Annotated in this window: 14 protein-coding genes; 2 read left to right on the top strand and 12 right to left on the bottom strand. The window is 36.2% G+C overall.

Annotated elements, in window-relative coordinates:
- Positions 1-3: 3 nt before the first annotated feature.
- The 10 genes from EZV73_RS16825 to EZV73_RS16870 form a co-directional block, all read right to left on the bottom strand.
- Positions 4-417, bottom strand: coding sequence for a MarR family winged helix-turn-helix transcriptional regulator (locus tag EZV73_RS16825; RefSeq protein ID WP_240841571.1), 414 nt, complete (start codon positions 415-417; stop codon positions 4-6).
- 10 nt (positions 418-427) lie between these two features.
- Complete coding sequence (locus EZV73_RS16830) at positions 428-616, bottom strand: tautomerase family protein (protein WP_240841572.1); 189 nt, start codon at positions 614-616, stop codon at positions 428-430.
- An 18-nt stretch (positions 617-634) separates the two neighbouring features.
- Positions 635-1,483 carry an NmrA family NAD(P)-binding protein gene (locus tag EZV73_RS16835; RefSeq protein ID WP_240841573.1) on the bottom strand — a complete coding sequence of 283 codons (849 nt, stop codon included), beginning with the start codon at positions 1,481-1,483 and terminating at the stop codon, positions 635-637.
- Between the two features lie 187 nt (positions 1,484-1,670).
- The gene (locus EZV73_RS16840; protein WP_240841574.1) at positions 1,671-2,303 is read right to left on the bottom strand and encodes a flavodoxin family protein; all 633 of its coding nucleotides are present in this window, start codon (positions 2,301-2,303) and stop codon (positions 1,671-1,673) included.
- Positions 2,300-2,737, bottom strand: coding sequence for a MarR family winged helix-turn-helix transcriptional regulator (locus tag EZV73_RS16845; RefSeq protein ID WP_240841575.1), 438 nt, complete (start codon positions 2,735-2,737; stop codon positions 2,300-2,302). Before EZV73_RS16845 ends, EZV73_RS16840 begins: the two co-directional genes overlap by 4 nt.
- An 8-nt stretch (positions 2,738-2,745) precedes the next feature.
- On the bottom strand, positions 2,746-4,656 hold the full coding sequence (locus EZV73_RS16850; RefSeq protein WP_240841576.1) for an FAD-dependent oxidoreductase: 1,911 nt from the start codon (positions 4,654-4,656) through the stop codon (positions 2,746-2,748).
- A complete protein-coding gene (locus tag EZV73_RS16855; RefSeq protein WP_240841577.1) occupies positions 4,657-5,214 on the bottom strand; it encodes a flavin reductase family protein in 558 nt (185 codons plus the stop codon).
- Entirely contained in the window at positions 5,215-6,204 is a 990-nt protein-coding gene (locus tag EZV73_RS16860) for a flavin reductase family protein (RefSeq protein WP_240841578.1), read from the bottom strand.
- Positions 6,204-6,788 (bottom strand): NAD(P)H-dependent oxidoreductase, encoded by a 585-nt coding sequence (locus EZV73_RS16865; protein ID WP_240841579.1) that lies wholly within the window; start codon positions 6,786-6,788, stop codon positions 6,204-6,206. Before EZV73_RS16865 ends, EZV73_RS16860 begins: the two co-directional genes overlap by 1 nt.
- Positions 6,789-6,799: 11 nt before the next feature.
- The gene (locus EZV73_RS16870) at positions 6,800-7,087 is read right to left on the bottom strand and encodes a putative quinol monooxygenase (protein WP_240841580.1); all 288 of its coding nucleotides are present in this window, start codon (positions 7,085-7,087) and stop codon (positions 6,800-6,802) included.
- Between the two features lie 133 nt (positions 7,088-7,220).
- On the opposite strand from EZV73_RS16870, the gene EZV73_RS16875 reads away from it, so the two are divergent.
- Positions 7,221-8,114, top strand: coding sequence for a helix-turn-helix transcriptional regulator (locus EZV73_RS16875; protein WP_240841581.1), 894 nt, complete (start codon positions 7,221-7,223; stop codon positions 8,112-8,114).
- A 13-nt stretch (positions 8,115-8,127) separates the two neighbouring features.
- Here the strand turns inward: EZV73_RS16875 and EZV73_RS16880 are convergent, their stop codons facing one another.
- Together EZV73_RS16880 and EZV73_RS16885 are read right to left on the bottom strand one after the other, a co-directional pair.
- Positions 8,128-8,715 carry a DUF1349 domain-containing protein gene (locus tag EZV73_RS16880; RefSeq protein WP_240841582.1) on the bottom strand — a complete coding sequence of 196 codons (588 nt, stop codon included), beginning with the start codon at positions 8,713-8,715 and terminating at the stop codon, positions 8,128-8,130.
- Between the two features lie 69 nt (positions 8,716-8,784).
- Positions 8,785-10,005, bottom strand: coding sequence for an aldehyde dehydrogenase family protein (locus tag EZV73_RS16885; RefSeq protein WP_330637166.1), 1,221 nt, complete (start codon positions 10,003-10,005; stop codon positions 8,785-8,787).
- 183 nt (positions 10,006-10,188) lie between these two features.
- Here EZV73_RS16885 and EZV73_RS16890 point away from each other — a divergent pair, with 183 nt between their 5' ends.
- A complete protein-coding gene (locus tag EZV73_RS16890) occupies positions 10,189-11,559 on the top strand; it encodes an IS200/IS605 family accessory protein TnpB-related protein (protein ID WP_240841584.1) in 1,371 nt (456 codons plus the stop codon).
- Positions 11,560-11,772 lie beyond the last annotated feature (213 nt).

Here is an 11,772-nt window from a genome sequence, read left to right on the forward strand (position 1 = left end):
TATTTATGAAATTCTTTTTAACATAGACTCTAAAGTTCTACGCTCTTTCTGATTTAAATCAACCATCAGGTTAATTAAAAGCTCATCTTCTATTTGATTTAGCTTATCTCTTATTGCCATACCTTTATCCGTCATACCAAAATTAACGACCCTTTTGTCATAAGGACAGCCTATTCTGTAAATAACACCAATCTCCTCATATCTTTTTAAGATATCTGATAAAGAAGATTTGGATATTTCCCATCTGTCAGTAAGTTGGTTAAAAGCTATATGATCACCATTAGAAGGCAAGATATAAAACAATGATATATGGGACACTAAAACAGGCAAATCTTCTTGATTGATTCTTCTTTTGAGCTGTTTGTCTAACTCCTTAGAAATTTGTCTGAATACACCTATTAGACATCGTGCTTCCATAATAACCTTTCTATTTCATGAGTTCACTTAGTGTTTGACCACCAAGTCCAATAGAATCATGATCTTTTTCATCAATGATGACCGTAAAAGCCTTCTCAGGCATTTGAATGGTTTCACTTAATGTTTTGGTCACATTTGAAATAATCTTCTTTTTCATTGCCTTGTCAGCATGACTCATTGTAATATTTACTACTGGCATTTAATTCTCCTTTCTATACTATTGCCACGCCATTAAATAATCACGTGCAAAATCTTCAAAGCGCTTAGATGGTTTTTCTAGCAAACGCTCTAAATCAGATTCATTTGTGTCTGTACCACCATTTGCGCCAAATTCATTTAAACTATCAATGGCCTCTACAACCCATTTGGGCATACCTGCATCTAACATAGCCTTTGATGCATCTGCAACTGATACAGGTACATATCTTACTTCTTTATTTAACAGACCACCTAAACTTAAGGCAATTTCATCTGTTCTTATAGGTGCCCCTAATAGATTGTAGATCTTGTTTTTATGGTCAGAAATATTCATAAGCACTTTGGCATTAGCCTCACCTACATCACGCACATCTGAATAAGTGATTTTAGCATCTGCATTTGGCAGATAAAGCATACCAGCCTCTTTAATAGAAGCACCATATGCATAGGCAAAGTTCTGCATAAATGTGTTGGGTCTTGTAATGGTATAGTCCATACCACTTTCCATAACTGCCTTGTCTATAAGACCATGTTCTTTTAAAAGCATATGCTTAGAATTTACATCAGAGCCATAGCCAGACGATCTTACAACATGCTTCACTTTAGCCAACTTGGCTGCCTTTAGAATATTTAGACTCCAGGCCTTCATATTTTCAGATAAGGGTGCTAAGATGAAGACTGTGTCATGGCCTGCCATCGCATCAGCCATAGACCATACATCATCAAAACTTATAGTAGCCGTCTTTACGCCCTCAATAGTCCTACCTTCTTGTAAGCCACAAGTAAAATCAGCATGGTTCTTCTTTAACTCTTCAACCAAACTTTTTCCAATATTGCCAGTTGCACCAGTTACAAAAATTCTATTCATTTAAACCTCTCCTTCGTTGTTCGTTCGCATACGAACATTTATTTCTAATAAAACCAAAGATTAACTTCAGTTATTTCATTTGCTTAGCTTGTAATGAAATATTATCAAGATTTAAAGCCAAAGATAATGCACTAACTTAACACAAACATCACTTTATTTAACCTAAAAATAGACATCAAAATGATGTCTATCGAATAAAACTTGTATATACTTTTTCGCCTGCTAAAGGTAGATTATGATTTTTCTTTCCATCAAGAAGACTCTTTAGAGTCCAAGCCATGTTCTTACCCAATTGTTTCATAATACTTACACCCTCAAGGTCTTTAACCGCCTCTCCTGGTAGGGTACCATGAATAACATGCCAATAATGTGAAGCAGGCATAATCATTTCTGCATGGTTGATATAAATGTTCAACTGGTTGAAAGTTGCAGTTCCGCCTGAACGCCTTACAGCAACCACAGAAGCACCAACTTTATGTCTTAACATCTCATCATTCATATATGCGACTTGGAAAAACCTGTCTAAGAAGCTTTTCATGGTTCCAGCAATTCCTGAGTAATAGACAGGCGACCCCAGTAAAATGCCATCTGCATCCTTTACTTTCTGAATAAGCTCATTAACATCATCCTCTATGATGCATCTCTCATCTTTTCTTTCTCCACATTTGTTACAAGCTATACAGCCTCTAATGTGTTTGTTGCCTATGTGTACAATTTCAACTTCAATATTTTCAGCTTTGAGCTCATCAGCAACCATTTCGATTGCATGAAATGTATTGCCATTAGCCTTGGGACTGCCATTAATCGCTATTACTTTCATTTCTCTTCTCCATCTAACATATCACTGACTTTTAATAAATAAGCTGTTAAATCTTCACCTTCTTCTGAACCTATTATTTCAGAATAAGTGTCGTGTAAGTGCTTCCATGCAGTATCAATATCCTTTTGAAGGCTCTTGCCTTTTTTGGTTGAGTAAACAAGAGATAATTTGCCAGAAGACTTTCTTTTAATCAACTTTTTATGTTCTAGCTTGTCAAGAAATCGTGTGATCGTTGAAGGCTTTAGATGAAGAAGACTGCCTATCTCCTTTTGACTAAGTCCATCCTTTTCATTGACTATATTAACAATAAAGGCATAGGTTGGTGAAAGACCCGTAATCATAAAAGCTTCCTCAGCCATTTTTGTAATCAGCCTGGTTAATCGATTGGCTGTGAAGTACAAACATTTGTTGGTTAACTCATTGATATCCGTCATAGTCCTACCTATATAGTCAAGCCAATATGGTGACCTTCTTCTATGGCTTCTAAAGCTCTTCTAACCTCTTTAGCATCACCGATAACTTTGTAAGTTGAATCCCTAAAGTCATTGACAGACTTTGATCCAATAGCTAAAACCACAGAATCTATATTGGCTAATTTCTTGATTTTTCCTTTGTTATTTTTAATCATCAGTCCATCAGGTAAGATTTCTTCTACACTGGTATGAGTAAGCATGATGACATCATTCTTTTTAAGGTCTTTCATCAAAAACAATCTAACCCCGTATTCACAGTCTTTTGCAATTTCAGCCTGCATTTCTATAAGGGTAACTTCTTTCCCATGACCAGATAGATGAGCTGCTGTTTCAGCACCAACAAGTCCGCCGCCAATTACAGCAACCCTATGCCCTAAGTCTGTACGACCACTTAAAACGTCATTTGCATAAACCACATGTCCTAAGTCTAATCCTGTAATGTTAGGTGCAAAAGGTCTAGCACCGGTAGCCACGATGACTTCATCAAAGAAATTCTTACTGATATCTTCTTTCGAGAACACCGTATTCAAATGTATTTGAACGTCTAAATGGTCTAACTGATGTTTCTGCCAAACTGTAAATGAAGAGAGTTCTTCTTTTGTAGGTGGTACGGCAGCAATTAACCACTGGCCGCCTAAGCGCTGATTTTTTTCATACAAGTGCACTTCGTGCCCTCTTTTTGATGCAGTTATTGCCGCCTGCATACCTGCAATACCACCACCTACAACAGCTATTTTCTTTTTATGATCTGCCTGATCTAAGTGCCACTCACTCTCTCTACCCGTCATAGGATTTACAAGACATTGAACAGGTAGTCCAATAGAGTTTCTACCAATACATCCCTGCATACAACCAATACACCTTATGATGTCATCAAACGCCCCCTTCATGGTCTTATTAGGCAAGTGTGGATCTGCTAATGAGGCCCTTCCCATGGCAACTAGGTCTGCCTTGTTTGAAGCTAATACAGATTCTGCAATTAAGGGATCATTGATTCTACCAACTGTAATGACAGGAATACCTACAACACTTTTAATCTCCTGTGTTAAGTTTGAAGACCAGGCATGTCCACCAGCAGCAGGAGGTATGCCAAACTCAGCTGCAGACTTATAAACACTATTGGAACAGTGAATACCATGTACGCCAGCTTTTTCTAATAGCATAGCAACAACACGATTATCCGCTACTTTTAAGCCCCCTTCTACAAACTCGTCTACCGACATTCTGTAGATAATGGTAAAATCATCACCTACTTTTTTCTTTATATTTTCAATAACTTCAAGTGCAAATCTTGCCCTATTTAAAATACTACCACCATATCGGTCAGTCCTTTTATTGGAAAAAGGAGACATAAACTGACCTAATAGATAACCATGTGCTCCATGAAGCTCAATACCATCAAAACCAGCCTTTTTTGCTCTTAGCGCAGTATCACCAAAAGCTTCTACAATCTCATCAATGCCCTCTTGAGACAATTCAATAGGTGTCTCTCCTACTACAGGATCTGCATAAGGCGAAGGCGCTACACATCTCTCACCAGTAATAGCACTTGAGGTTGCTCTACCAGCATGATAAATCTGGGCTACTATTTTTGCCCCATGCGCTTTCACTTTCGTTGTCAAGATCTTATGACTATCAATTTGGCCATCGTGCCAAAGACCAGGTAAAGTCTTAAAACCGCCAGCATTTTTTAATACTGGGTAGTCTTCCACTATGATAAGCCCCCAACCACCTTTAGCCTTTTCCTCATGATAAGCAATAAACTTTTCTGTTGCCAGACCATCTTCTAGCACATAGTTTGATACCATTGCTGGTACAACAAACCTATTTTTTACTTGCATCGACCCAATCTCAATGGGTTCAAACATTTTTTTAATCATCTACTTCTCCTGATAGTTTCTACCGATATGCCAACATGAACCCACTGACTTTCCTATTGATAAATACTGCCTGTTAGGCATTTCGAATAAAAGAGGTCTTACTTTTTCATAATCAATTTTTCCCTTATCATTCAAACAATCCTCAGCCACATGGGTAGCTAGTGACCTAACAATAAAATTATCATGGTGACCGGTATCAATAATCTCTACAACTTCACACTCCATAGTAAGTGGCGATTCATCAATTATGGGTGCACCACTTGAACCGATTGTATAATCAAACACCTTTGATTTATCTGTCTGTTTGCCAGAAGTCATCCCTACATAGTCTGCTTTTACCATCATGGCTTCATTAACAAGGTTAATGGTTAACTTGCCATTTTCTTTAATCAGGTCATTAGAGTAATGTGCCTTATTCATGCTTAAAAGCATGGTATCATGACCAATAATCCCGACATGAGCTATATTTATCCAGTTGACTTTGTCACCATCCTTGATGCCAATTATCGTTACAATGCTTGGATAAAGGCCCATAACAGAACCAATATTTTTCTTCATTTAAGCCTCCTTGATAGTGTATTTATCTATTCTCATCTTAGATGTTTCAGGATCTCTTGATACAAGCCATTCGATCTTGCCTCTGACTTGAATGGTTTTACTTGTAGCCTCACCAGGTGTCCATTCATTTGCCCTAAAATGCATATCCATCTTTACCTTGTAGGTCTTATCATCCACAGAGTCTATGGTAAGTTTTTCTACCGTATGTTTTCTGTTGAACATGGTTACAAGTACGTCTGAATACCAACTTGCATATTTCTTAGGGCTATCTAGTTTCAAGTCTCCATTGATCATGACAAACTCAGACCAGTTAATCAGCTTAATAAATTCACTAAAAGGCTGGCCGGTGTCCATTTTTTCATAATATTCTTCAACCAACTGGATAATATCTTTTTTTGCCTCTGTGTTCATGACTTCATTTAAAAGCGTTGATTGCCACATTTTATTGGCTTTACCAATATAATTACCGATTTCATAATACTCACGTTCACCATGGGCATATGCGACTGGGTCAATTTTTTTCATGTCTGGCATGCCTTTTTCATTTAAGTAGGCTTCATCGATTTTTACATCCACAACCTCCGCAATAAACAAGGTATGAAGGCCTAACTTTTCATATTTCACAAGTTTACACTCCAGAGTAAGTGGGAACTCACTAACATAAGGCGCATCAACCAAATCACTCTTTATTGGTGTCAGACCTGTTTGATCAAACTTATCAACACGTTTTCCCGACAAAGTACCTACATAGTCCATTTCCAAGACATGTTCTTTAGATGGTATAGACACCGTGAAGGCTTGTCTTTTGATAATCAAGTCATGTGTATAGGTTGCCTGTCGTAATGATACAGATATCATGCTTGGAGATGAATTCACCACCCCAGTCCATGATGCGGTCATCATATTAGCCTTGCCACTTTCATCATAGGTATTCACAACAACCGATGGCAGTGGAAAAAGAAAGGTATTGATACCTATAGATTTTTTCATTATAGCTCGCTACCTTTCTCCTGCATCTCTTTTAAGATACGGTCATGTTCTACTGATGGATCTAGTTCAGGATTAAGGATGTGTTTAACATAGTCTTTTGCAGATTTCTCTAAATCATCATCACTTAAGACCACAGCAGAGTGTACCTTAAAAGCAGGCAAGAAGTTCATACCTGTCAGATTAGCCGTTTGTTGTACAGGCTTTAAGAACTCACTAATTGTAAAAGTGTTGTATCCACCAGCCTGATAAGAGACTTCCGGTCCACCGACAGTAATAGCAACCACATAGTCTTTACCTTTCAGCTTAGTACCACCAGGACCAAAGGCAAAGCCATACTCAAGAACAGTATCTTGCCACTTTCTCATGAGTGGCGGCATATTGTACCAATACCAAGGGTATTGAAAGACAATACGGTCATGTTCAAGAAGAAGGGCTTGCTCCTTTTCTTTATCAATCTTTTCATCTAGATACTTTAAACTGATATTGTTGATTGTAATATCATGTTTTTCTAGTTCCTCAACCCATCTTTTATTAACTCTTGATGATTCAAAGTCAGGGTGTGCAATAACAACCATAGTTTTCATAATTAACTCCTTTATAATATTTTTGTGTAGATATTCATTTCTGTTTCTCTTTTAAGCATGTTTGCAAACTTAGGTGCCAGTCTTTTGAAATGGTCTGACTGCAAGTGACTGTCCAAATCCTCTTTGCTGGCCCACGTTTCAATCATGGTTAAAATGCATTCATCTGATTCGTCTTGATACATTTCATATGAGATACAACCTTTTTCCTTGTGAGTCACTTCTATCAGTTCCTTACATAAGTCTAGAAGATCTTGCATGTATGCTTCTTTAATCCAATTTTTCGCTACTACTTTAATCATGATGCCTCCAAGCTTGTCGTTTGTATGTACAACTAATGATAGCAAGGTCACTTAAGGGATTCTTGAACAATATTGAAGACCTTTGTACAATATTTGAGTTTTTTGTGATAGAATCTCCTAAAAGGAGCTCGTAATGAAAACAAGACTTAAATTTTTAGATAAAACCACAAAAAAAAGATCAGCGTGTGCTGATCACTTCCATATAGAATTTTCATGTACATTAGATAGACCTGGATTATTAATAGAAAAAGGTTCGTCAGATTACTTTGTTACAAATAACGTCATGACAGATGCCTTCTTTTTTTCAATGGAGTTAAAACATGAGTTTGAATGGACCATTCAAGTAGATGGCAAAGAAAGAACTGTTCATTCTCAAGTAGAAGATATTTGGGTAAACTCGCCTAACTCAGCTTTTAGTCATAACAACCAACATCCAGCTGAATTTCTTGTGATAAGCATTGATGCAGAAATTATGTTCAAACATTTTATGGGCTATTTGCCAAAAGACAAACTCCTCTTTTTAAATGATTACAACATCTATGATGAGCGTTTAGGATATATGATGAAAATCCTGCTCCTAGAAGCACAGTGGGGTTCTTCAGGTGAGGGATTTATAGATAACTGGTTAAAACTATTTTCAAACTATTACATCAATAATTATTCCAATATACAGACTTTAGAAAATCATGTAACACAATCGATCATTTCAAAACAGCAGATCCTTGTAATCAATGAGTATATTGAAGAACATATTTCAGAATCGATCTCTATCGAGGAATTAGCTGACCTTGTCAGCTTAGGTAAATTCCATTTTCTCAATGAATTTAAAAAGTCGACTGGCATGACCCCTTATCAGTATCTGATAGACTTTAAAATAGAAAAAGCAAAAAAAGAGCTGGTTGAAACAAATGATACCCTCGTTAACATCGCCCTTTCGCTAGGTTTTTCTGATAGCAGCCACTTTACAAGAACCTTTAAAAAACACACCCACCAAACACCAAAACAATATAGGCAAACGAAAAAATAAGAGGATATGCCTCTTATTTCATTTCGTCTGGAATATCATCCATGTCTAAATACCACTTATTTTCTGTAAATCCAAACTCATTAAAGACAGCTCTAAAGCCTTGTCCTAATGGTGATGCACCAAATACACCTAGACTGACACTTTCTGAACCTGGTAGGTCAAATAGTCGCATTTGGTCGAAGTTAAGACCATCTAAACTAGATTCAAACAAGTAGTTGATCCCTCTTTTGCTTACCCTGTAATAAATGTAGTCATCATCTGAAAATGGACTGGTTGCCCAATCAGATCTCTTAGATTTGCAAACCACACTACCTAGTTTATTCTTGCTCTTAAGTTGATTTTCTACACATAACTTGGCGAAGTTTTCCTCATCCAAATAAACAATCACACCACACTGGTCAAACTCACTGATGTAGTTCATTTTGACCTTTACTGTAAAGCATACATCTCCTTTAACTTCTTTTACTAGACAGTTACCATCGGTCCTTGAAAAACCATAATGTGTTACTTGCCAAAAGTCTGTTTTAGGTAAAACGTCAAATTCTATTTGCTTGTCTGTAACGTGTTTATTAACAGGTTCGTTGATCCATTTATCTAACATATGCCCTCCTTAATATGCTTATATTTTAGAGGATAAACATTCTAAATGCTATTGGTATTTGATACAAATTTATTCTTTCATGCCTACCATATTTCTTAACATTTTTCTAGATCGATCACTTGTATAAGGCGGTTGGAAGATGTGAGTAAACCGTCTCATCAGGCCTGACTCTACAACACTTTTAGGATTGGTAAAGGCCAAGAAACCTATTTTACCGCCCTTGTATCTTCCCATACCACTATAACCAACACCACCAAAGCCCATCTTACTGGCGTCAGCATGCATGAGTAAATCATTCACAGTCACACCACCACTTGATGTGTTTCTTACAACTTGATTGATTTGACTTCTACTTTTTCCAAATATATAAAGTGCAAGTGGCTTTTCATTTGAGTTGATCGTCTTAATGACATGATCTAATGAGTTATAGGTAAAGACAGTTAAGACAGGTCCAAAGATTTCATACCTTGCTACTTGTAAATCCATAGGTGGATTGACGACGACCGTAAGTGGTATCTTCCTGGTTTTAGGATCTGGTAGTTTTTCACCACCAGCATTCGCTTGAATGATTCTTACGCCAGCAGCTCTAGCCTCATCGATATAACCAACAATACGATTATAGTTTCTATCATCAATGATCGCAGTATAGTCCATATTATGAATGATGGTCGGAAACTTTTCCTCTACAATCCCAACAGCATGACTTATAAAGTCTTCTAACTTGTCTTCTGGCACAAATGCATAATCTCCCGATATGCATACTTGGCCAGAGTTCATCACTCTAATCTGACCAATTTTTCTAGCTGCAGCCTTAATATCAGCATCCTTTAAGACAACACAAGGCGACTTGCCTCCTAGTTCTAAAATAACGGGTGTTAAATGATCAGCTGCAGCGCTTAGGATCTTTTTACCAACTTCAGAACCACCAGTGAAAAAGAACTTATCCCAGTCAAGGGCTGCAAATCGTTTAGACACTTCTAAATCGCCATCTACACAAGCAAGTTCCGTTTCTTTAAAGTACTTACCTACCAGCTTAGTCATAAAGGCTGCAGTTTTTGGCGTAGACTCTGACAATTTCATTATAACCCTGTTACCGCCAGCAATAGCCTCTATGGCAGGATCAAAAGCCAAAGACACTGGCGCATTAAATGGCGACATAATACCGACAAGACCAAGGGGGTAGCTGCAGTTGCAAAAAACATAGAAAAATATGTAAAAATGTAGTAAAACATAGAAAGTGAATTTGAACATACGTGTGTATATATTAACATCCTTTATTAATTTTGACATGATTTTTATAAGGATGATTTTTATAATTTTCAAATGCTCCGAACTTGTGTTCTGGTGTCTTTTCTGGTATAATAAAGTATATTTATTTTATTATTATCTAATTTGCACTTTCACTATATATATGTTTACTTATATTAATAATTCCTAGATTTATTTATTATTTTTCAAAGGAGTTATTTTTTTATGTCTGTAATTAATGTCACTTACCAGGAGAAAATTAGAATAGAATCATACTACTCTGTACTTAATGAAGTCGCAGACTTCTGGTCACGTTTATCACGTAAACTTTTCGTTGATTTAGCATGTAAAAAAATGAAAAGAAATCAACTTAAAAAGAAATACATATCAGAATATGGCATACTTGCTAGACAGTTTAATAGTATGTATTGTTATATAAGTGGACTTATAGATTCAAGGATAGAGTTGATGAATGATGAGATTTCTGATAAGAAAATGCGTCTTGAGTTTTTAACAAAGGACATACAAAGAGTTAAATTAGAAAGTAAAGAAATTGGTTTGACTTTAAAGGACCTAAAACAATCGGATACACATTTTAAAGATCTTGTGAAAGAAAAGAAGCAATTAGATCGTAATATACATTATAAAAAACGTAAATTAGGCAATCTTCAACACAAACTAACGAAACTTGAAAATGATTTGGATGATGGCATTATAAGGGTCTGCTTTGGCACTAAAAAGCTCTTCAAGAAGCAATTTAAGCCATCTTCTTTATCCCATAGTGAATGGAAACAAGAATGGGTAAATGCTCGGAATCATATGTTTTTCTGTATTGGATCGAAAGATGAAGTAAATGGTAACCAAAACTGTAGATATTCTGGAGATGAGTTGAAGCTTAGGATGCCGAGATGTTTAGAAGAAAAATATGGACAATATTTGACTATTAAGGACGTTGACTTCAATTATGGTAACGAAATGATGGAAAAAATAACTCAGCATTATGGCTATCGTGTAAATAAAGGCTTTAAAACTGAAAAGATTTATCAAGCAGTATCTTATAGATTCATAAGAAAAAGAGATATATGGTATGTCCATGCATCACTTGAATATGAAGCACCAAAAGAAGTTACAAGTCCCTTTGTAGGGGCATTGGGTGTCGATTTCAATGTCAATCATCTTAATTGTTATCATGTAGATAGATATGGAAATCCAATAAATCATTTTACATTAAAGTATGAAATGTATTCAAAATCATCTGATCAAATAAAAGACATGTTAAACAAAGTAGCTGTAGATATTACGAATTATGCTGAAATCAATGGTTTAATGGTTGTCATTGAAAATCTAGATTTTAAGCATAAAAAACTTTATCTTAGAAGACAGACAAAAAAGTATAAACGTATGTTATCAGGATTTCCATTTGTTAAGTATATGAATGCTATAGAAAGTAGATGTTTAAGACGAGGTGTAGCATTTAAGTATGTCAATCCAAAAAATACTTCAAAAGAAGGAAAAAAAGTGATGAAAAGATTAGGTTGCTCTTCACATGATGCAGCAGCTTATAAAATAGCAAGAAAAGGACTCAGATACAAGTAATAACAACTGATTCTACGGCACCCACTGACCGCTTGTAAAGATGGGCTCTGTATATGTAGAGAGCAATGTGGCATGTGTACAATCAGAAAGAAATGACATAATACATATAATGACATAAGATCGGCTTTAACAAGGCGTTTGGGGCATTCTTACTGAGATACGATCCCATTCTGTAGGCGAGATTCCTACACGATACAAAGGAGAGCCGTGGCC

The organism is Acidaminobacter sp. JC074 (genome assembly GCF_022496765.1).
Classification (GTDB): Bacteria; Bacillota; Clostridia; order Peptostreptococcales; family Acidaminobacteraceae; genus JABXKX01.

Bases quoted from the DNA above. Each gene is read 5' to 3' on its own strand.
- EZV73_RS16845 (WP_240841575.1), bottom strand. From the start codon at position 2,737: ATGACGGATATCAATGAGTTAACCAACAAATGTTTGTACTTCACAGCC.
- EZV73_RS16835 (WP_240841573.1), bottom strand. From the start codon at position 1,483: ATGAATAGAATTTTTGTAACTGGTGCAACTGGCAATATTGGAAAAAGT.
- EZV73_RS16855 (WP_240841577.1), bottom strand. From the start codon at position 5,214: ATGAAGAAAAATATTGGTTCTGTTATGGGCCTTTATCCAAGCATTGTA.
- EZV73_RS16825 (WP_240841571.1), bottom strand. From the start codon at position 417: ATGGAAGCACGATGTCTAATAGGTGTATTCAGACAAATTTCTAAGGAG.
- EZV73_RS16865 (WP_240841579.1), bottom strand. From the start codon at position 6,788: ATGAAAACTATGGTTGTTATTGCACACCCTGACTTTGAATCATCAAGA.
- EZV73_RS16860 (WP_240841578.1), bottom strand. From the start codon at position 6,204: ATGAAAAAATCTATAGGTATCAATACCTTTCTTTTTCCACTGCCATCG.
- EZV73_RS16840 (WP_240841574.1), bottom strand. From the start codon at position 2,303: ATGAAAGTAATAGCGATTAATGGCAGTCCCAAGGCTAATGGCAATACA.
- EZV73_RS16870 (WP_240841580.1), bottom strand. From the start codon at position 7,087: ATGATTAAAGTAGTAGCGAAAAATTGGATTAAAGAAGCATACATGCAA.
- EZV73_RS16890 (WP_240841584.1), top strand. From the start codon at position 10,189: ATGTCTGTAATTAATGTCACTTACCAGGAGAAAATTAGAATAGAATCA.
- EZV73_RS16830 (WP_240841572.1), bottom strand. From the start codon at position 616: ATGCCAGTAGTAAATATTACAATGAGTCATGCTGACAAGGCAATGAAA.
- EZV73_RS16880 (WP_240841582.1), bottom strand. From the start codon at position 8,715: ATGTTAGATAAATGGATCAACGAACCTGTTAATAAACACGTTACAGAC.
- EZV73_RS16850 (WP_240841576.1), bottom strand. From the start codon at position 4,656: ATGATTAAAAAAATGTTTGAACCCATTGAGATTGGGTCGATGCAAGTA.
- EZV73_RS16875 (WP_240841581.1), top strand. From the start codon at position 7,221: ATGAAAACAAGACTTAAATTTTTAGATAAAACCACAAAAAAAAGATCA.
- EZV73_RS16885 (WP_330637166.1), bottom strand. From the start codon at position 10,005: ATGTCAAAATTAATAAAGGATGTTAATATATACACACGTATGTTCAAA.